This window comes from Solibacillus faecavium, from assembly GCF_014836905.1.
Classification (GTDB): domain Bacteria; phylum Bacillota; class Bacilli; order Bacillales_A; family Planococcaceae; genus Solibacillus; species Solibacillus faecavium.
Genome location: NZ_JACSPZ010000003.1, coordinates 344107 through 362547, shown reverse-complemented (window position 1 = coordinate 362547; position 18441 = coordinate 344107). Strand labels below are relative to the sequence as shown.

The 18441-nt window shown below is 37.3% G+C and carries 18 protein-coding genes; 6 read left to right on the top strand and 12 right to left on the bottom strand.

Features of this window, described 5'->3' with window-relative positions:
- Nucleotides 1-194: 194 nt before the first annotated feature.
- Complete coding sequence (locus H9635_RS08730; RefSeq protein WP_191699798.1) at nucleotides 195-599, bottom strand: pyridoxamine 5'-phosphate oxidase family protein; 405 nt, start codon at nucleotides 597-599, stop codon at nucleotides 195-197.
- 13 nt (nucleotides 600-612) lie between these two features.
- Nucleotides 613-1017: a pyridoxamine 5'-phosphate oxidase family protein gene (locus tag H9635_RS08725; RefSeq protein ID WP_191699797.1), complete on the bottom strand. Its 405-nt coding sequence runs from the start codon at nucleotides 1015-1017 to the stop codon at nucleotides 613-615.
- A 341-nt stretch (nucleotides 1018-1358) separates the two neighbouring features.
- On the opposite strand from H9635_RS08725, the gene H9635_RS08720 reads away from it, so the two are divergent.
- The 3 genes from H9635_RS08720 to H9635_RS08710 all read left to right on the top strand — a co-directional run bounded on the left by H9635_RS08720 (nucleotide 1359) and on the right by H9635_RS08710 (nucleotide 5330).
- Nucleotides 1359-2450, top strand: coding sequence for an extracellular solute-binding protein (locus H9635_RS08720; RefSeq protein ID WP_191699796.1), 1092 nt, complete (start codon nucleotides 1359-1361; stop codon nucleotides 2448-2450).
- Between the two features lie 73 nt (nucleotides 2451-2523).
- A complete protein-coding gene (locus tag H9635_RS08715) occupies nucleotides 2524-3594 on the top strand; it encodes an ABC transporter ATP-binding protein (protein WP_191699795.1) in 1071 nt (356 codons plus the stop codon).
- A gap of 14 nt (nucleotides 3595-3608) precedes the next feature.
- On the top strand, nucleotides 3609-5330 hold the full coding sequence (locus H9635_RS08710) for an ABC transporter permease (protein ID WP_191699794.1): 1722 nt from the start codon (nucleotides 3609-3611) through the stop codon (nucleotides 5328-5330).
- A gap of 47 nt (nucleotides 5331-5377) precedes the next feature.
- Here H9635_RS08710 and H9635_RS08705 read toward each other — a convergent pair whose 3' ends face one another.
- The 8 genes from H9635_RS08705 to H9635_RS08670 all read right to left on the bottom strand — a co-directional run bounded on the left by H9635_RS08705 (nucleotide 5378) and on the right by H9635_RS08670 (nucleotide 13309).
- The gene (locus H9635_RS08705) at nucleotides 5378-5878 is read right to left on the bottom strand and encodes a GNAT family N-acetyltransferase (protein WP_191699793.1); all 501 of its coding nucleotides are present in this window, start codon (nucleotides 5876-5878) and stop codon (nucleotides 5378-5380) included.
- Nucleotides 5879-5936: 58 nt separating this feature from the next.
- Nucleotides 5937-6947 carry a hypothetical protein gene (locus H9635_RS08700; protein ID WP_191699792.1) on the bottom strand — a complete coding sequence of 337 codons (1011 nt, stop codon included), beginning with the start codon at nucleotides 6945-6947 and terminating at the stop codon, nucleotides 5937-5939.
- A gap of 145 nt (nucleotides 6948-7092) precedes the next feature.
- A complete protein-coding gene (locus H9635_RS08695; RefSeq protein ID WP_191699791.1) occupies nucleotides 7093-8145 on the bottom strand; it encodes an NAD(P)/FAD-dependent oxidoreductase in 1053 nt (350 codons plus the stop codon).
- Between the two features lie 93 nt (nucleotides 8146-8238).
- A complete protein-coding gene (locus tag H9635_RS08690) occupies nucleotides 8239-9054 on the bottom strand; it encodes an ABC transporter ATP-binding protein (protein WP_191699790.1) in 816 nt (271 codons plus the stop codon).
- Nucleotides 9054-10085 (bottom strand): FecCD family ABC transporter permease, encoded by a 1032-nt coding sequence (locus H9635_RS08685; protein WP_191699789.1) that lies wholly within the window; start codon nucleotides 10083-10085, stop codon nucleotides 9054-9056. Before H9635_RS08685 ends, H9635_RS08690 begins: the two co-directional genes overlap by 1 nt.
- The gene (locus tag H9635_RS08680) at nucleotides 10082-11116 is read right to left on the bottom strand and encodes a FecCD family ABC transporter permease (protein ID WP_191699788.1); all 1035 of its coding nucleotides are present in this window, start codon (nucleotides 11114-11116) and stop codon (nucleotides 10082-10084) included. Before H9635_RS08680 ends, H9635_RS08685 begins: the two co-directional genes overlap by 4 nt.
- A gap of 1 nt (nucleotide 11117) precedes the next feature.
- A complete protein-coding gene (locus tag H9635_RS08675) occupies nucleotides 11118-12185 on the bottom strand; it encodes an iron-siderophore ABC transporter substrate-binding protein (protein WP_191699787.1) in 1068 nt (355 codons plus the stop codon).
- A gap of 173 nt (nucleotides 12186-12358) precedes the next feature.
- Nucleotides 12359-13309 (bottom strand): LysR family transcriptional regulator, encoded by a 951-nt coding sequence (locus H9635_RS08670; protein ID WP_191699786.1) that lies wholly within the window; start codon nucleotides 13307-13309, stop codon nucleotides 12359-12361.
- A gap of 177 nt (nucleotides 13310-13486) precedes the next feature.
- Between H9635_RS08670 and H9635_RS08665 the strand changes: the two genes are divergently transcribed.
- Genes H9635_RS08665 through H9635_RS08655 form a run of 3 tightly spaced genes read left to right on the top strand, consistent with a single transcriptional unit; the run spans nucleotide 13487 to nucleotide 17008 of the window.
- A complete protein-coding gene (locus H9635_RS08665; RefSeq protein ID WP_191699785.1) occupies nucleotides 13487-13870 on the top strand; it encodes a MerR family transcriptional regulator in 384 nt (127 codons plus the stop codon).
- The gene (locus H9635_RS08660) at nucleotides 13867-15387 is read left to right on the top strand and encodes a class I adenylate-forming enzyme family protein (RefSeq protein WP_191699784.1); all 1521 of its coding nucleotides are present in this window, start codon (nucleotides 13867-13869) and stop codon (nucleotides 15385-15387) included. Before H9635_RS08665 ends, H9635_RS08660 begins: the two co-directional genes overlap by 4 nt.
- On the top strand, nucleotides 15362-17008 hold the full coding sequence (locus H9635_RS08655; RefSeq protein ID WP_191699783.1) for an acyl-CoA dehydrogenase family protein: 1647 nt from the start codon (nucleotides 15362-15364) through the stop codon (nucleotides 17006-17008). Before H9635_RS08660 ends, H9635_RS08655 begins: the two co-directional genes overlap by 26 nt.
- A 330-nt stretch (nucleotides 17009-17338) precedes the next feature.
- On the opposite strand, the gene H9635_RS08650 is transcribed toward H9635_RS08655, so the two are convergent.
- Together H9635_RS08650 and H9635_RS08645 are read right to left on the bottom strand one after the other, a co-directional pair.
- On the bottom strand, nucleotides 17339-17821 hold the full coding sequence (locus H9635_RS08650; RefSeq protein WP_191699782.1) for a hypothetical protein: 483 nt from the start codon (nucleotides 17819-17821) through the stop codon (nucleotides 17339-17341).
- Entirely contained in the window at nucleotides 17821-18339 is a 519-nt protein-coding gene (locus H9635_RS08645; protein WP_191699781.1) for a hypothetical protein, read from the bottom strand. Before H9635_RS08645 ends, H9635_RS08650 begins: the two co-directional genes overlap by 1 nt.
- Between the last annotated feature and the right edge of the window lie 102 nt (nucleotides 18340-18441).

The following is an 18441-nucleotide window of genomic DNA, read 5'->3' as shown; positions in this document are numbered from 1 at the left end:
TTAATTCTTAAAAATCTTATCATACAAATGTCATAATAATTCCCTGAAATATTTACAAATTATTGTTGTTTTCATACTTTGTATAAATCAGCTTTTCTTTTAGTAAATAAACTAATTGAAACATGAAAAAAAGCAACGACAATTTAATGTCATTGCTTCTTCAATACATATTTAATTAGTGCAAGATACTTTCATTAAAAGTTTAGTTCCTGTGGCTCTCCGTCATTCATCAATTTAATTGAAATCGGATCCAACTGAATCGTAACCATTTCACCTTCATCTGATGTGAAAATATCTTTGAAAAAGTTTGTGATTTTCAACTTAAGTGTATCATCTTTAATTTCACTCAGTTTAGCCGTGATTTCTACATATGGCGCATCCATATCTTCTTTCGTATAGCCCAATAAAATATGCGTATATGGATTTTCATTTAAATCCATTACTTTTTGTGAATCCTCTGTTGTTGTAGCATATAGTACAAATTCTTCATTCGTAAACGTCATATAGCGAACATAAGGTTGACGTCCGTTTAATGTTGCCATTGTACCGATATTGTTGTCATTAATAATTGAAAGAATTTTTTCTTTTAATGTATCCATTACTTGGCCCCCCTTAGATTAAATGAACTTCTTCTTGATTTTTACCGTTTTTATTCATAATTCTCATTCGTGTAGGCGTAATTTGAATTAGCACAAAATCTCCATCTGCATGTGAAGGGTATTTTTCAAGTAATTGTTGCTTTACAGCATCATTTAATGTCGTAGCAGCATTACCTTCAATTTCCAAAAAGGTTTCGAGAATTCCTTCACTTTCATATCCTAATAAAATATGTGTGCCACCATACTCTGTAATTTCACGTGCTACTGTCGAATTTTTTTCAGCTACCGTATAAAGTTTTGATTCTACATAGTAAAAAGTCATATAGCGCGAATTCGGCACACCGTTATTATTCGTTGCCATGACACCGATACTGTTCTCATTTAGAATTTGTAATGCAATATCTTTATTGCTTTTCATGATTTCACTCCTTCAGTATTATAATTTCATCAATTATAAGATGAGATGCACATACTAACGTACTTTAGGTTTTGCTATTTATTTAACGCTGTCGTGCTATACATTTATAATTCCCTTAATACGTGTAAATAAACAAAATTACTTTGTATGAAAAATAGTTGTAAAAGTTTGTAAATTAATAAAATCTATTAAAATTTAATTTTTATTACAGTAAACTGTAAATATTTAATATAAATGGATATATTTAATTGAATGTTAAAAATATAGAAGTTAGAATAAAGACAGAATAGTTAATTTATTCTGATTTATAGAAATAAAACTATATTTAAGGAGGAATATAAGTGAAAAGATTTACTTGGCTAACTCTTATTCTCGCAACTCTTTTATTAGTTTTAACTGCGTGTAATGATGCTGATGAGTCAACAAATGGCTCTACACAAAGCGATAGTGGCACGACAGAGGGTACAACTGAAGAAAATGCATCAGGGAAGCTCGTTATTTATACAGGGCGCGACGAAAACATGGTACAAGGTATTATTGAAAAATTCAATGAGCGCTACCCGAACATTGACGTGGAATACATGACGATGGGCGCACAGCAAATTTTGGAGCGTGTTCGAGGTGAAAAAGCAAACCCACAAGGTGACTTCTGGTGGGGCGGAACACAGGCAGCTATGATGGTTGCCGCAGGTGAAGATTTACTTTTAGAATGGGACCCTTCATTTATCGATAATATCGATCCGCTTCATAAAGATGAACAAAACCGGTGGGTAGGTGAAATGCTGTTACCTGAAGTTATTATGATTAATAGTGATGTTATATCCCCTGAAGAAGGTCCACAGGATTGGGACGAATTACTTGATCCGAAATGGAAAGACGAGATTTTAATTCGCGGCGTCCTTGCATCTGGTACAATGCGTACAATCTACTCATCCATGATTTATCGACAAGGTGCAGATGATCCTTCAAAAGGTTATGACTGGTTGAAGAAATTAGATGCTAATACGAAGGAATATACACAGGATCCAAACGCATTATATTTAAAATTAGCTCGTCAGGAAGGTTCCATCTCTTTATGGAACTTACAGGATATTTTACTTAAGAAACATACGACTGATTACACATTTGACTTTATTTATCCTAAGAGCGGTGCACCTATTTTAGTCGATGCAGTTGGTATTGTGAACAATGCAAAGAATGAAGAAAATGCAAAACTCTTTATGGAATTCCTATTTGACCAAAATACAATGATTGAGCTTTCTGAAGAATATTATCAAATTCCGACTCGTACGGATATCGATCCTGATGCAATGCCGGACTGGTACAAAGATCTGGATTTAAAATCAATGGATATTGACTGGCAAGTGATGGCAGATAAAGAAGCGGAATGGATGGAACATTGGGATTCAAATATTAAAGGCAAAGGCAAATAATTTTTACTCGAAAGACCTCTGCACAAGAGGTCTTTCTTTTCTAGCTACTACTGTGTGAAGGGAGTTCGATGTGATGAAAGCTGTTCGTATTAATGATGTATCAAAAAAATTCGGTGATGTATTGAGTGTTCACGATTTAGAATTGGATATAAAGTCAGGTGAGTTTTTTACTTTTTTAGGTCCAAGTGGTTGTGGTAAGACGACTACATTGAGGATGATTGCCGGATTCTATTATCCATCCAAAGGAAAAATCTACTTTGACAATCAAGATGTCACAACTTTACAACCAAATAAGCGCAATATCGGTATGGTATTTCAAAACTATGCACTCTTCCCACATATGACGGTCGATGAAAATATCGCATTTGGTCTGGAAATTCGAAAATATGATAAAAAGACAATCAAGGAAAAGGTAGACCGTATTCGAGGGCTTGTCCATTTAGGTCCATTAGGTTCCCGCAAAATTAACGAACTTTCCGGTGGCCAGCAGCAACGTGTTGCGCTGGCCAGAGCTCTTGTCATTGAACCGGATATACTTTTACTCGATGAGCCGCTATCTAACTTGGATGCAAAGTTAAGAGAAGAAACACGCATCGAAATTAAACGGATCCAATCAGAGCTTGGCGTGACGACTATTTATGTAACCCATGATCAAACCGAAGCAATGGCAATGTCGGATCGAATTATGGTAATGGAAAATGGCATCGTCAAACAGATCGGTACCCCACAGGAAATTTACCATCGACCAAACAATCGCTTTGTTGCTACTTTTATAGGGGAAACAAATTTACTTACAATGAACGTCAAATCTATCGAAGGAGATATTATTACTGTTGAAAATGATACTGGACTAACTTTAAAAGGCTTGACTGAAAACTTGGCAGCAGGTTTACAAATAAATACCGGCGATGAAATTTATGTGTCTATACGTCCCGAAGCTTTTGAAAGTGGTCCTGGTGATAATACGATCACAAGTGTAATCGAGCTAAATGAATTTACCGGTGTTAGTGTTAACTACTTTTTAAGATGGAATGACATTACCCTAAAAGCAATGATTATTAGTCGTGAGAGAGCACTTATGCAAGCTGGTGATACGATAGAACTGCATATTCCAAAACAGAATATTTATTTTCTTGGAGAATAGGGGGGAGGCACACTATGAGCAAAAAATCTGTTGATAATTTTGAAGCAAATTGGTGGTCTCGTCTAACACAATCACGCTATTTTGTTTATATTCTCATTTCTCCCCTCTTTTTAATTTTATTTGCTTATGTTATTTATCCATTTTATACAACATTCGTGCAAAGTTTTGCAGGCGAGAATACTCTTGCAAATTATCAGAAGTTTTTCAGTTTGGAAAGCACAGCGAATTTAGAAGCACTTTGGAACAGCTTTTATATATCGATAATTAGTGTAATCTGTTGTGCAGTGGTTGGGGTTATGATGGCATTTTTACTGGAGCGCTATGATTTTCCTGGCCGTAGAGTACTATCTATTTTAGTACTTGTCCCAATGGCATTGCCACCTTTGGTAGGTGTTTTATCTTTTACATTTTTGTATGGAGAAAGTGGAATCTTTCCGCGCTTATTTCAGCAAATGTTCCAATTGGAAGACGTTCCTTTTGCACTGAAAGGAATTTGGGGTGTGATTGTGGTTCATACCTTTACAATGTATACGTACTTTTACTTAACCGCTTCTGCTGCAATTAAAGGACTCGATCCTTCATTAGAGGAAGCAGCTACAAGTTTAGGTGCGAGTCGTATCCGTGTATGGAGGAAAGTTATTTTACCGATGCTTACACCTTCTTTAATCGCATCGTCACTACTCGTATTTATGGTGTCTATGGCTTCCTATACTGCCCCGCTCATGTTCGGGGTGGAGCGGACAATGACTATGCAAATTTATTTATCGCGAACGAACGGAAACTTAGATATGGCCGCGACACAGTCAACGATTTTATCATTCGTTTCTATTACATTCCTACTTATTATGCGCTGGTATCAAAACCGACGAAATTACCAAAATTTAAGTAAAGGCGTAAGTGTGCACCGATCTGAAGTAAGTTCAAAGCCTTTAAAGTATATCGCTGTTGTTTTATCTTTCATAGGGACTCTCATTTTAATTTTGCCTATTTTAGTCCTTATTTTAATTTCATTTTCAAAAGATGGTGCTTGGACGATTCAAATTTTACCGACCGAATATACGCTTGATCATTATAAAGCGCTATTTACGGATGAACGTACATGGCGACCAATCTGGAACTCGCTTCAAATGGGCTTTATCGCGACAATCGGCAATATTATTTTCGGGGTGGCGGCAGCATATGCAATGGTCAGACTAAATTTCAAAGGAAAAACAATGCTCGATATTTTAATCACGATTCCATGGGCATTACCTGGTACCGTGGTAGCAGTTAACTTAATCGCAGCATTCTCTACTGAAAGTGTGTTTACATTCAATCAAGTGTTAATCGGATCATTCTGGATTTTACCACTCGCGTACTTTATCCGGCATTTGCCGCTTGTGTTTAGATCCACTTCTGCTTCCCTTATGCAGTTGGATCAATCTGTTGAGGAGGCGTCACGTAGTTTAGGTGCAACGTGGTTGTATACTTTTAGAAGAATTGTCATTCCCCTAACTTTATCTGGTGTTCTTGCTGGTACTTTGCTAGCTTTTGTACAAAGTATCGGGGAATTTGTTGCATCAATTTTAATTTATAATACATCTACCATTCCGCTCTCAGTTGCAATTTTCCAAAAGCTCTACGCCTTTAAGTTCGGAACTGCTTGTGCATATGGCGTTCTGCAGATTATTTTAATCCTCATTGTATTAATTATTTCAGAACGGTTATCAAAAGGCTCTGCTGGAAGTGCGATATAATAGAAAAAACGTAAAAGCAATCAAAGTTGCTTTTACGTTTTTTACTGTTATAGATTTTTTACCATCCACAATTCATCAAAGTATTTCCCATCCATTTTCATTGCGCGCTTTTCAATCGCATACTGATTGAAGTCAAGAGATTTACAAAGTTCAAGCACCTGTACGTTTGTTGCCTCGACTGTCACATAAAGTTGCTCAAGTCCTTCATTTTCTTTTAACAAACGCAACAGCTCTTCCAACATTGCCCTACCAATCCCCTTTTTCCTCATTTCAGGGGTAACATACATTTCCATTAAACGCCCTTTATGATTCAGGTTTGCATTTGTTTCGCGTTTAAATGTAACCATGCCGATTAGTTGGTCACCTTCAAATGCCCCAAGTGTAAATTGATCTGTCTGCGGGCGAATATTATGTTCGGTTTCCTGCAGGGTATAGATTTCTTCCTGTGCGTACGATGAGCAAAATGATGTCGGGGAATCATTTATAGCCTGTAATCGTAGTTCTTTGTATTTCGTTGCGTCTTTATAACCTAGAATTCGTATATTCATCTTTTCACCTCGTATAATTACTTTCCCTTGTATATACCCCCGACGTACATTTTTTACACTACTTCATCGCGGATTCAATTTCCATGCGCAAGTTAGTCGGGTCATCGGCATAAACTCCAATATATTTCGCCGTTTTTTCATAGCCTCCAATTCCATGAATTATTTGCAATTCCTTCGCCTCAATGACAAAGGCAGGCAGTTCATCTGTATTTCCTAATACTTTAAAATGAAATATATTTTCATCTTGAACAGTTGCATGAAGTTGCGCAATATTCGTTAAGTCAATTTTTGCTCGTTTCATTAATCCATTGGAAATATATAGTTTACCATCTGCAATTCTTACTGGATTTAGAGCTAATGCACGAAAATCAGCCAGTAAAAATAAAAGTCCATAGACTGATAGAATGGTATGTCCCCAAGCTAAAAATGGCACTCGATCATGAAAAAACCAATGAAATGCGATTGCTTCAAATAAAGCCGCATGAAAAATCATGATTAAAAAAGCGATATACATCGTATTTTTGTATACTGTAAATCCATTTGGCTGTTTTTTCTTCCAACTACAAAATGCGTAATAAAACACAAGAATCTCCGAGCAAAGTATTTTTATAAGTAAGTTGTCCTTTACTTTCTCTGCTACAATTCGAGGAAATGCAAAAATAAGCTGCTCCCGCTCTAACTTCACTGCACGGATGATGCTCGGTAAATATTTTATAAAAATAACTAAAATAGTTAGCTCCAAAATAATCAACGCTACTTCAACTGCAATCGCTGACCACATCATATAACGAAAAGGCTCTATAAATGCTGTTGGAATAACTAGTCTTGCAAATATAATACCCATTGCAACAAAGGCTATAAAATTTTTAATAGACCATTTTCCTTTTTGCAATAGAAGAAGGGCTGGTGCAATTATCGCACAATCTATTAGAGAACCTATAACCATCCCATTTATTTGATCAATTGGAAGAGTATCAATGAATGAAAGCTGATATACGATTAAATTTCCTGTTAAAATAACAAGGGCAATGAGAAGCCACTTGTAATTATAGATTCTTTGTAAAACCATAGTTAGCACCCCTTTTTTAATTTCCTAATATTACTAAATCCCTCTCACCTTCATTATAGGGTATTCGTTGCACTTTTTCAGTAATAAAAAAACGCAAAAGCTATTGGTAACTTTTACGTCAAATATCTCTTTATTTTATTGCAGATTAACCCTTTATCAAAATCCCCTTCATTACTTCACGATTGCGCATTTCGAACATTTCATTGTGTGAGGAAACCTTTGCATATTGATCTGCAGTCGGTTCTAAACTGACTTTTATAGAATTAATCGCATTGACCGCATCCTGGAAAGCACCTGTTATTAAATACACTTTATTCTCATATTTAGAAATATCACCGACCGCATAAATTCCGTCAACGGATGTCAGTCCTTTACCATCCGTCACATAATAATAATTATAGTCAGTATCTTTTTCTGGAGCCAAGCTTGTATCAAATGAAAAAGAATGGTCACGATCATAGCCGTGATTAACAAGTACGTCATCTACTACGATTTTAGAAAGTTCATTTGTTTTAACGTTTTCCAAAACAACTTCTTCAATTTTTGTCTTGGCGTCATTTGCTACGAGCGTTTTAATTTGTGTATTCGTAATAATCGGGACACCATTTTCCTGCAAATAACGAATTTGCGCTTCATGGGCTGACAACTTATCTCCTCGGTAAATGACCATCATCTGCTTTGCAATACCGATTAAATCCTTTGCCCAGTCTATTGCGGAGTTGCCACCGCCTGAAATTAGGAGCGACTTATCTTTAAAGCTTTGAATGCCTCGAATCGTATAATGTAAATTCGACACCTCATATTTCTCTGCTCCTTCAATATGCAATTTGATTGGACTTATGATGCCGCCACCTACTGCTACAATCACTTTCTTCGTATAATGCTTTTCCCCTGTATTCGTTTCAATAACAAATAGATTGTCCTTTTTTGTTATGAATTCGACTTTCGTATTAAGGCATACAGTCGGCTTAAATGTTAGTCCTTGTTCGATTAAATTTTCAATTACTTTTTGAGCAGGTGTCGCAGGTAAGCCGCCAATGTCCCAAATAATCTTTTCCGGATATACATGCAGCTTTCCACCTAACGTCGGTTGAAATTCGATGATCTTCGTTTTTAATTCCCTTAATCCTGCATAGAACGCACTATATAATCCACTTGGTCCTCCACCGATAATCGTTACATCATAAATATCGTTCATTCGAAACACTCCATTCTTTTTCATTTCTAAAAAGTTAGCTTAAATTACTAATCATTTCGCCTTGGCTTAGTTGCTTCCGGATTGTGTAAAAAGTTAAACGAGCATTTCGGATTTCGCATGATGTCTCCCGATTGGTACAACGGATGGGGAATTCGAAACTGGATCTTGTGTAACGATACAATTCAAGTCGAAAATACTTTTTATTAATTCACTTGTAATAACTTGAGAAGGGATTCCTTCTGAAATGAGCTTACCTTCATGTAATGCAAAAATATGGTCTGCATAACGTGCTGATAAATTAATATCATGCAGGACCATTACAATCGTAGTGCCACGCTTACGATTCAAATCTGTCAGCAAATCCAAAATTTCTACTTGATACGTAATGTCTAAATACGTTGTCGGTTCATCTAAAAACAAAATATCAGTTTGCTGTGCAAGTGCCATGGCGATCCATACACGTTGTCTTTGACCACCAGAAAGCTCATCAATATGACTATCGGCAAATTCGGTAATATTCATTATTTCCATCGCTTCCGCCACTGCTTCATAGTCTGCAGTTGACCAACCCTTTAAGAAACTATGATGCGGGAATCGCCCCCGCCCTACTAAATCAGCTACCGTAATTCCTTCAGGTACGACCGGTGACTGTGGCAACAGACCTAAAACACGTGCAAGCTGCTTAGGAGGGATTTTGTTTATCGATTGCTCATCCAGCATAACTTGACCGGAAATCGGCTTTATTAATCGCGCCATCGTTTTTAAAAGTGTTGATTTCCCACAACCATTCGCACCGATAATTATGCTGATTTTGTTGCTTGGAATCGCTAGACTTATACCGTGTAAAATCGTTTTGTTGTCATAGCCGGCAACAAGATTTTGCGTTTGGAATGAATGCATTGTTTTCATCATAAATCTCCCTTTCGATTAATACGGATTAATAAATAGATTAAGTACGGTGCACCGAAAATCCCTGTTATGACTCCAACCGGATAACGTGTTTCAAAAGCAAACTGACCAATAAGATCTGCTGCCAATACTAAAATAACACCAATTAAACCAGCCGGAATGAGTGCTGAAAATCCAACACCTACAATTTTCTTTGCAATCGGGCCTGCTAAAAAGGAAACAAATGCAATCGGACCAGTAGCAGCAGTAGCTAATGCAATCATGAGAACAGATGTAATAATAAGGATAAGTCTCGTTTTGTTCGTATTGACCCCTAAAGACGTAGCTGCCTGTTCGCCTAGCTCGAGCATTTCCAAGCGTTTTGCAAAATACATTAAAATCGGTGTACAAATACACACTATTAAAATTAATGGATATAAATTAATCAATTTGGCTCCATTTAAACTCCCGCTCAGCCACCTCATAGCTGCCGGAATATCATGTGTATTTCCGATTAACATTAAATAATTGATAAAGGCCGTAAGCATCGCCTGAATACCGATACCGATTAGAATAAGTCGACCAATCGAAAAGGAAGAACCCTTTGCCAGCAGATAGATAAAGATAGCTGTTGCAAGCCCTCCTATTACAGCTGCAATGGATACAACGGTGTTGCTTGTACTCAGTACAATGATACAAAAAACAGCTGCGGCACTTGAACCTGTTGTAATCCCAATCACATTTGGGTTTGCTAGCGGGTTACGCAGCATCGTTTGGAAAATATAGCCCCCTACACCAAATGCAAAGCCTGCAAATAAGCCTGCCACCATTCGCGGGAAACGAATCGTATTTACCGCAAAAGAAGCCCCTTTCACCTGTTCACCTAATAATACCTTTACGACATCCTGGACTGGATAAATGGTATTGCCTAGCATGAGCATTAAACCGCAAAGTACTAACGATATAATAGCCAGTATAGAAGTCATCATCATAAAGCGACGTTTTCTTTTTAGTCTTAATGTCTTAATCATATTCATCGTTTCATTCATCATATTGCACGCATTTTCGCTTTCATCGTAATTAATATTAAAATTGGCGCCCCTATAAAGGCAGTCACAATTCCAACTTCGAGTTCACTCGGACTGCCAAGAAGCCTGCCGACCACATCGGATATCGTTAAAATAATTGCCCCTGACAAAGCCGACATCGGAATAATATAACGTAAATCAGGACCGATCACGAGACGTACGATATGTGTAGCTAATAAACCAATAAAGCCGATTGGACCTGCCAAAGCCGTAGCAGCCCCACATAATAATACGCCACCTAATGCCGCTACTATTCTTACTGTAACTGTACGTACACCCAACCCTGTGGCCACGTCATCACCTAATGCCAATGCATTGAGTGCAGGCGCTGTAAACAGTGCAATGAATATTCCTACTACAATAAATGGAATAAATAATGTGATTGTATCCCAGCTGCCGGAACCGACACTTCCGACTTGCCAAAACCGAAACTGATCCATAACATTCGTCCGTGGAATCATAATTGCAACAACTAATGAGGACAAAATTGCGCTCGTTGCTGCACCTGCTAATACAAGCTTTAATGGTGTTGCGCCACCTCTGCCCATTGAACCGATTCCAAATACAAAAATAGCGGTAATAAACGCTCCCGCTATTGCAAGCCAAATATATTGATTTGCTGAGCTAATGTTTAAAAAGGCGATGCCACAAACGACAAAAAGGGATGCCCCTGTGTTTACCCCTAAAATACTCGGATCCGCAATCGGGTTTCGTGTAACCGATTGCATAAGTGCACCAGAAACACCTAATGCAGCACCACATAATAAACAAAAAATGGTTCTGACAATACGCTGTCTTACTACATTAGCTTCATGTGACTGAACTTCTGAATGGAATAATCCATTCAGAAGATCTGTCCAACTAATCATCCGAGAACCAAATACTAATGACGCGAGTATGCATAGGCCGAGTAAAATAATTAAAAGCACTAAAACTTTTATAAAATTACGCGGCATCATAAATTGTTTCTTTTCTATAACGGATGAACTTTTCATATTACTTCAACTTTTTTGCAACTTCCGAAATTAGTGATACGTATTCATCAATTGTGTATTGAATGGATAATGGATTCGGGTTTCCTGCTGCAGCAAGTGGAGTATTGTCAGGAATAATTAACACCGCACCATTTTTAATTGCAGGAACTTTCCCTAAAATCGGATCTCCCTGAAGTGCTTTTAATGTGAAGGCATCGCCATATGCAATTAGAATTTCAGCATCATTTAAAGCATCCGCATTTTCTGCACTTAACTCAATGTAGAAGTTGCTTTCATCCTGAACTTGGGCTTTAATGCTTTCTGGAAATTCCATACCTAACTCTTCCAGTAATTCTCCGCGTGGATCAGCTGGTGTATAAATATAGAACTTTGATAAATCTGTCGCGTTAAACATACCGAATGCCGCTTTTTTCCCTTTAATTTCAGGGAACTCGTTTGCTTTATCTTGAATTAATTTTTCTGTGTCCGTGATTAATTGCTTTCCTTCTTCTTCCATACCCATACCTTTTGCGTTGTATAGGATTTGGTCACGCCATGTAATAACCCAAGGAGTTGCCGGGTATGCAACGACTGGAGCAATCTCGCTTAACGTATCGTACTCTTCTTTTGTAAGTCCTGAGTATGCTGCTAAAATAACATCCGGATTTGAATCTGAAATTGCTTCAAAATCCAGGCCATCTGTATCTTGGTAAATGTTCGGGTTCTCTTCACCAAGCGCTTTTAACTTTTCTACTGTCCATGGAAGCATACCGCTTTCATCTTGAACACCGTAGTTAGCTGCTGAGAAACCTACTGGTACTACACCTAGAGCAAGTGCCACATCATGGTTTGCCCATGCAACCGTTGCTACACGCTCCGGCTTTTCTTCAATCACCGTTTCGCCTAGTGCATGTTTAATCACAATTGGATACTCAGTTGCGGAATTTTCTGAATTTGTAGCTTGAGAATTTGTTTCTTCTGTTTTATTTTCTTCTGTGCCCGTTTCTTTATCTGCACAACCTGCAACTACTAGTAACCCGATAGCTACAAGTAGCATTGTCAAAAAAGAATTAAACTTTTTTGTAATCATTTTCATAACGCCCCTTAATTTTCAATTGATAACAATTATCATTATCGATAAGGAAAATAATACATGTAAATGATAATCATTGTCAACAGAAATTAATACTTAAAGTCTATTTCCTGCTTAATAATTATATATAAATAATAAAAACGATTTCGCTTACAGTAGCAAAATCGTTTTTATTTCCCTGCGGACACGGTATAAAGTTGGTCTTTCGTTTGCTCAGATAATGGAATGTGCAGTTGTTCTAAGTAATCGATTATAATTGGAATATAATAACGAACAGCCTTATTCATAAATTTATCTTTCCGGTATATAATAGCTGCTTCCCGCTTTAATCCTTCATTAGTAATCGGACGTGCCATTAATTTTTCGTTGTCTTGCATTTGAAAGAGTGACTTTGCAATGATTGTACCGCCCATCCCCCTACTTACAAAATTAAAAATCGTATTAATACTGGAAGTCTCAAAAACAGTATTTAATGAGATATGCTCTTGTTTTATAATGCCATCCAAAATTTTTCGACACAGATGCAAATTTGAGAATAATATTAATGGTACATCCATTAATTGTGAGAGGCTCAGCTCCTCTTCGGCCATTAATGGATGTTCGCGATCTGCAACGAACAAAAATTCTTCAATGTACAATGGAATTTCGATAAATTGGTCTTCTGCTGAAGGGAGATAGTTTTGAGAAAATGAAAAAGCGAAGTCAATTTGATTGTCCCTTAGCAGTGAATATAAATCGTCCGAACTAAGTACAGATAATTTTATTTGAGGATATTCAAATGAGTATTGAATTAAGCTTTCCGATACAATATTCGTTAGCTCTCCAGGCAATGCACCAATCTTTAATGTCCCTCGCTCCAGCAATTCCAGTTCATTAATCTGAAGTTTTGCATTATCAATTGAATTAAAAATGAATGCGCTTTGGTTAAATAATATTTCCCCTGCCTCCGTAAGAGATATCTTCTTTCCAATACGGTCAAACAACAAAGCCCCCACTTCATTCTCCAAAACTTTTATTTGATGGCTTAGCGTTGGCTGTGAAATATGAAGCTTCTCTGCCGCCCTCGTAAAATGAAGTTCTTTACAAAGCATCATAAAATATTCTAATTGCCTAAACTCCATCTCGACCCCTCATTTTCAGTTTATTTCGTCTATTAATATTGTACTTGTTTTTAAGGGGGTTTTAAACTTTCTTTTAGAAATCAAAATAAAATGACTATATTTTCTCCTTCGCGCTTTATTTCTCTTTAAATTGACGTTAACGTAAATGATATACTTTTGCCAATGGGGGTGTCTTCCGTGAAGTCGATTAAAGTAATTGCCAAAGAATATGCACTTACAACGAGAACTTTACGCTACTATGAAGAACTGGGTATTTTGAAACCAACACGACGTGATAACGGGATGCGCCATTATTCTAAACGGGAGGAGGCAAAAATTAAGCTCATCGTTAGAGGAAAAAAGTACGGTTTTTCCATGGAAGAAATTAAGGAAATGATTTTACTTTTTAATCTTGATCGTACTGGAGTGAAACAGCTGGAACGGACAATTGAATACGGGCAGCAAAAGTTAAAAGAAATAGATGAAAAGATTCAAGAGTTGTATGAAATCCGTCAAGATATTGAAAAGACGGAAGCTATTTTTCGTGAAAAACTAACTCAATTATTGGAGGAACAATCATGAATATTTCAAATTTATTAGCTCGTCATGCAAGAAAATATCCGAATAAGGTGGCTGTAATAAGTTTAGGACAGGAAACTACGTATAAACAATTGGACGAACAAGTGAACAATACGGCTAAAGCCTTACGTTCAAATGGTATAGAAAAGGGCGATAAAGTCGGGATTTTCATGCCCAATTTAAAAGAGTTCGTCGTTCTTTACTTTGCAATTCAACGTGTTGGTGGAGTTGTTGTACCGATTAATGCCAAATTTGTTGCGCGGGAAATCGAATATGTATTGAACCATAGCGATGCAAAGGCAATCTTTGCACATGAGCTTATTTTTGAACAAGCTTCCACAATTTCATTTAATGGCTTAAAAGTTAAAACAGGCGGTTCATCACTTCATTGGCAAAGCTTTGAGCAATTTCAACAGTCTGGGAATTATGAAGCTGTTGTGTGCGATTTACTTGAAGATGATGAATCTACTTTACTGTATACATCAGGAACAACAGGCAATCCAAAAGGGGTCCTGCTGACAAATCGTAATGTGCTTGCTGTATCACATATGATTGCTATTGAAATGGAAGTAAAGCCTGAAAGCCGTTTACTCATTATGATGCCGTTAACACATTCTGCACCATTAAATCTATTTTTAGTAACTTCTATATTAGTAGGTGCAACTGCTGTATTAACACCAACCTTTACACCAGATTTATTGATAGACACCGTGCAAACATACAAAACGACACATTTCTTCGGCGCACCTGTTGCTTATCTGTTAACGGCGAGCTCACCTCGCATTGAAAGTGCAGACCTTTCATCAATGGAATGGTGGGTATATGGCGGTGCACCACTATCTGAAAAAGAAGTCCTATATATTCAAAAGCAGTTTAATACGGATAATTTAGTATGTGTTTATGGTTTAACAGAAGCAGGTCCAAGTGGTTCAATCTTACATGCAGCTGATCATCCACAAAAAGCCGGCAGCATTGGGAAGCGTGCACCATTTGGAACAGAGCTACGTGTAATCAATCAAATAAATGAAGATGTTACACCAGGTGAAATTGGCGAAATTATTTTATACGGTGAAGGTAATATGAAAGAATACTATAAAAATCCAGAGGAAACGGAAAATATACTCGTTGATGGCTGGGTGCGTTCAGGTGACTTAGCTTGTATAGATGAGGAAGGCTATATTTACATTGTCGACCGTAAAAAGGATGTTATTATTTCCGGCGGCGTTAATATTTATCCGAAAGAAATTGAAGATCAAATGCTTCAGCATGTGGATATTTTTGAAGTAGCGGTATTTGGTGTTCCCCATCCAGAATGGGGTGAAACGGTGAAAACTGTATATTCTGCAAAAGCCCCTGTTTCTGAACAAGATATTAAAGAGTTCCTTAGCGGGAAACTATCTTCATATAAAGTACCGAAAATTTTTGAGCAAGTGGAAGCACTTCCTCGCAATGCATCCGGAAAAATATTAAAGCAACAGCTACGAGGTGAAGCAAATGCCAGAACAAGTTTTAGCAAATAAACTAGAGAAAAATAATAACTTTTATAAAGCAGACAAAACATTGCAGCAACTGTTACAGCAAAAGCTCGCTCCTAAATTTTATAAGTATGCAAATGAGCAGCTCACAGCATTCGGAGCGCTTTGTGCAGGACCAATCGATGCACGTGCAAAAGTGACAGATCGAGAAGGCGAGCCTAAGTTACGCCGATATAATGCATACGGTGATGAAGTAAGCGAAGTCATTGTTAATGAAGGTTACAAGCAAACTGTTGCAGAAACATACGCGACTGGCATTGTCGGCTATGTTCATAAAGATATTCCTGAATTAGGACATAGAGGTAATTATGTATACAGCTTCGCACAGGGGTATTTACTATCGCAAACAGAACCCGGCTTTTATTGCCCTGTAACATTATCAATGGCAACCGCTTATTTATTTGAACATTATGCTTCCGATGAATTAAAACAAAAGTTTATGCCTCACATTTGTGCGACAGGTGATACGGAATTATTCGAAGGGGCAACATTTTTAACGGAACGTCAAGGCGGGTCAGATGTCGGTGCAAATGTTGTTGAAGCACGGTTTGAACAAGGTGAATGGCGTTTACATGGAGAAAAATATTTTGCTTCGAATGCCGGTATGTGCGGCGTTGCAATGGTACTTGCACGTCAAACGAACAATACACAAGCCGGTTCTAAAGGGTTAACTTTATTTGCCGTTCCTTGGCATGATGAAGAAGGCAAGCTCAATCAGATTACTATTCGACGCTTAAAAGATAAACTTGGCGTAAAGGCAGTACCTTCCGGGGAAGTTGAATTTAACGGGGCAAAAGCATATGTTGTGGGAGACGCATCTAAAGGTATCTACTACATGCTGGAGGCGCTTAATCTATCTAGAATTTGTAATGCAGCCGCTTCTGTTGGCATTATGAAACGCGCATTGGATGAAGCGATTCACTATACAACCGGACGTATTGCCTTTGGTCAGACGGTTGCTGAATTTCCAATGGTGAAACATTCTTTAGGGGCATTACACGCAAAGTGGCACGCCTCTTTAGTAGCGTTATTCGATTTAATATCTCGTTATGATAAGGTGGTAAATTCCAAAGCATCAGAGGATGAACAACAAATCGTCCGACTTTTAATAGCGTTGGTGAAAAAGGAAACAGCAGAGTGGGCAATTGAATTTACTCATGAAGCAATTGAGCTCCATGGTGGCAACGGTTATATTGAGGACTTTGTGCTCCCTCGCTTACTTCGCGATGCCCAAGTATTAACGGTGTGGGAAGGCACAGCAAATATTTTAGCACATGAGCTAATCCGTCTCGTCCAAAAAAATGCCCATTCTGCTCTGCTAAAGGAATTACAGCAAACGGACCATCCATATTTACAACAGCTTGCATCTGCACTCGAAAAACGTTTCGAAACATTCGTCACGCTTAATCAAGCAAAACAAACACTTGAAGCTAAACCACTTATGCAACAGCTAGCTCGTCTATATGAGGCCGTCATATCAGTACAACATGGCAAAGTTACAGGAGAACGTGAGCGCGTGCTTGCAGAAATTTATATTGAAGAGCAATTTGATCAGAGACCATTTGGTGAAATACCGTTAGCAGTTAAGGAGTTTACATTATTGTAGAGTCGTCAAGTATAAAAAATTGAAAAAAAATTGCCTACCATCCCCCTATTAATGAATGTAGAAAGCATTCAATTGATTTAGGAATGATAGGCTTTTTAAGATTTGGGTAATGAAGTTTTAACTCTTAGTGGTGAAAATAAACTCGAATAGTTTTTCACCAAATAATTTCTGACTTTCAGTTCTGTCATAATAAATTTCCTGAAGGGATACACCGTCTTCTTTTGCTGATTCATCAATTTGCTTTCTTTGACATTTATAAAACTTGTTGACGGGGGAAGACGTTTTGCAAACATCCAATACGGTTTATTATTTAAAGAAAGTTCGAATCAATTATACAAGTTTCACACGAATATATAGTTGCTTACCGATTAGTGCCAAATCTGATTGTTCTATCTCATCAATCTCTAGCGTAGACTCATTCAATAGATGGTAATCTTCAGCATGTCCTGCCCAAAAGCGGATTAAATCGACGTTTTGATCTGGCGTGATATGCTCTTTTATATATTTTTGCAGAGACTCTAGAAATAAATCATTCCATCTACCTTCAACGGAATAAATAAAAGCTTTATCACTATAATCTTCTAAATCATATGGCGGGTTCAACCATTTAGATATACGTAGCTTCTCCATTGCCTTTTCATCCGGTGTATTTAAAATTTCCACATCATCATCAAATGAATGCCATGGTTGTTCCGGGAACCCTTCGTTTAATGGATACAGCTTTTTCATTTCCCGCACTGTTGTTAAGCGAAATCCTCTAAAATCAACCTCATGTAATTCCTCATCCGATACTAACGCTGTATATTGTGTCATCATTTACTTCCTCTCTTATCCAAAAAGGCCTCACCGACTGGAATAGTTTTGTTTTCCCATTGTCCATCATCATTTTCCCAGCTAACCTCTAACATAAATTCATTAAAAATAGCCTGTAATTGCGCATCTGTAAAATCCTTTACGTAAAAAACTAAGCGGTCTGTATTACGTTCAAAACTTCCATTTCTATAATTGGATGTTCTCCCATCACCATTCATAAATTTGAGCCCGTCCTCATATTTAACTTGCTCCATTAAATTACCGAAACCATTTTTATACTGAACGGTTAGATTATCAAATTTTTTGCCATTCCGTACGTGATAATCCAATACAATCGTTGCATAATTTTGTTTTATTTCTTCTTCTGTAAAATTACTCGTTTTTGCTCTTAACAGCTGGAACTCCTCATCATTTATATCTTGTAATTCAAATAGCAATTCATCATCCAATGTCAGCACTTTTTGAGAGCACCCAACGATGAGCATCACAAACAATAGGGCTAACAATATTTTTTTCATAAGTCACCTCTAACTTTCTATAGTAAGCACTGAGCTCAGCAAATTTTGACCGCACTCGATACAAGTGCGGTCAATTTATTAGAACTTTTTTATTTTAGTAAA

What these genes read in the sequence shown, in the direction of transcription:
- H9635_RS08725 (WP_191699797.1), bottom strand. Translation starts at nt 1,017, where the DNA reads ATGAAAAGCAATAAAGATATTGCATTACAAATTCTAAATGAGAACAGT.
- H9635_RS08680 (WP_191699788.1), bottom strand. Translation starts at nt 11,116, where the DNA reads ATGAAAAGTTCATCCGTTATAGAAAAGAAACAATTTATGATGCCGCGT.
- H9635_RS08675 (WP_191699787.1), bottom strand. Translation starts at nt 12,185, where the DNA reads ATGATTACAAAAAAGTTTAATTCTTTTTTGACAATGCTACTTGTAGCT.
- H9635_RS08715 (WP_191699795.1), top strand. Translation starts at nt 2,524, where the DNA reads ATGAAAGCTGTTCGTATTAATGATGTATCAAAAAAATTCGGTGATGTA.
- H9635_RS08730 (WP_191699798.1), bottom strand. Translation starts at nt 599, where the DNA reads ATGGATACATTAAAAGAAAAAATTCTTTCAATTATTAATGACAACAAT.
- H9635_RS08660 (WP_191699784.1), top strand. Translation starts at nt 13,867, where the DNA reads ATGAATATTTCAAATTTATTAGCTCGTCATGCAAGAAAATATCCGAAT.
- H9635_RS08670 (WP_191699786.1), bottom strand. Translation starts at nt 13,309, where the DNA reads ATGGAGTTTAGGCAATTAGAATATTTTATGATGCTTTGTAAAGAACTT.
- H9635_RS08710 (WP_191699794.1), top strand. Translation starts at nt 3,609, where the DNA reads ATGAGCAAAAAATCTGTTGATAATTTTGAAGCAAATTGGTGGTCTCGT.
- H9635_RS08690 (WP_191699790.1), bottom strand. Translation starts at nt 9,054, where the DNA reads ATGAAAACAATGCATTCATTCCAAACGCAAAATCTTGTTGCCGGCTAT.
- H9635_RS08685 (WP_191699789.1), bottom strand. Translation starts at nt 10,085, where the DNA reads ATGATGAATGAAACGATGAATATGATTAAGACATTAAGACTAAAAAGA.
- H9635_RS08655 (WP_191699783.1), top strand. Translation starts at nt 15,362, where the DNA reads ATGCCAGAACAAGTTTTAGCAAATAAACTAGAGAAAAATAATAACTTT.
- H9635_RS08700 (WP_191699792.1), bottom strand. Translation starts at nt 6,947, where the DNA reads ATGGTTTTACAAAGAATCTATAATTACAAGTGGCTTCTCATTGCCCTT.
- H9635_RS08695 (WP_191699791.1), bottom strand. Translation starts at nt 8,145, where the DNA reads ATGAACGATATTTATGATGTAACGATTATCGGTGGAGGACCAAGTGGA.
- H9635_RS08705 (WP_191699793.1), bottom strand. Translation starts at nt 5,878, where the DNA reads ATGAATATACGAATTCTAGGTTATAAAGACGCAACGAAATACAAAGAA.
- H9635_RS08650 (WP_191699782.1), bottom strand. Translation starts at nt 17,821, where the DNA reads ATGACACAATATACAGCGTTAGTATCGGATGAGGAATTACATGAGGTT.
- H9635_RS08645 (WP_191699781.1), bottom strand. Translation starts at nt 18,339, where the DNA reads ATGAAAAAAATATTGTTAGCCCTATTGTTTGTGATGCTCATCGTTGGG.